Source organism: Oleiphilus sp. HI0061 (genome assembly GCF_001635675.1).
The window spans coordinates 1-1,390 of record NZ_LWFE01000206.1; the positions used below are offsets into that span (position 1 = coordinate 1).

The following is a 1,390-nucleotide window of genomic DNA, read 5'->3' on the forward strand; positions in this document are numbered from 1 at the left end:
CGACATGCTCTGCGCATTAAACTCATTAACTCAGCCATCATACTGTACTGGAGGTCACTGGAAATAAGGTAATCAAGATCCTCTATTTGCCCCCAAATATTTTCAAGGTCAAATACATCACGCGCGATAATATAAGCCAAAGCAACTGAAGAGGAGCTTGCACCTGTTGATTGCTTTAACCGCTCAACGAATGTAATCCCCATATGATTGACCATATCGTTAGCAACCTGCGTTGATATGATCTCTCTTCTTAAGCGATGATCATGAAGTTGAGCACCGTATTTCTTGACTATCTGTTGTGGGAAGGCGACCTCAATTTCATCACTCAAGTGGTCATCATCAGGAAGGTTCGAGTTAATAAGCTCTTCTTTAAGGTCACCTTTTACATAGGAGATAAGTACTGATAACTCGGGTCTTGTTAGCCCCATATCTAGAGACTTTCGCTCAGTGATATCGTCATCACAAGGCAGGAACTCAAGTTCACGATTCAGCTTTCCTGATGCTTCCATTGCATTGATCAGACGTCGATACTCTTCCATTCTTGGCATCGCATCTTTAAGCGCTATACTAATTGCTTGTGTTTGACGGTAGTTATTTTTTAAAACGAGATCAGACACGCTATCCGTCATGTCTGCTAACAGTTTATTTCTTTGCTTCTCAGTTAAGTCTCCATTCAGCAATATATCATTCAAGAGGATCTTTATATTCACTTCATGATCTGAGCAGTCTACGCCAGCCGCGTTATCGATAAAGTCTGTATTTAATTGCCCGCCACTCTGAGCATACTCAATACGAGAAAGCTGGGTCATACCCAAATTTCCGCCCTCACCGACTACTTTGGCTTTTAGCTCTTTACCGGTGATACGTAATACATCATTAGCCTTATCACCCACATCCGCGTGAGTTTCCTTGCTCGACATAATATAGGTGCCAATGCCGCCAAACCAAAGCAGGTCAACCTCTGCCTTTAGTATTCGATTTATCAAATCATTTGGAGCCAGGCGCGTTTCCTTTGTACCGATAAAGTCCTGCATTTGCTTCGAAAGTTCAATAGACTTAGAGGAACGTGAATAAATACCGCCACCTTCAGAAATCAGTTCTTTGTTATAGTCATCCCAGGTAGAGCCCTGCAGTTCAAACAAGCGCTTTCTCTCTGAAAAGCTTGTTGAAGGGTCCGGATCAGGATCAAAGAAAATGTGCATATGGTTAAATGCCGCTACTAGCTTGGTATGCTTGGATAGCAGCATGCCATTTCCGAAAACATCGCCTGCCATATCACCGATACCAATTGCAGTGAATGGCGTTGTTTGCGTATTAAGACCTAGCTCTCTGAAATGGCGCTGAACTGATACCCAAGCGCCTTTTGCAGTGATCCCCATTTTCTTGTGGT

The 1,390-nt window shown here is 43.0% G+C and carries 1 protein-coding gene; it reads right to left on the minus strand.

All coding sequences use genetic code 11. From position 1 onward, the window contains the following. Positions 1–1,390: NAD-glutamate dehydrogenase domain-containing protein (locus A3735_RS02410; RefSeq protein WP_197485616.1), on the minus strand; the 1,390-nt coding region annotated here is incomplete at both ends.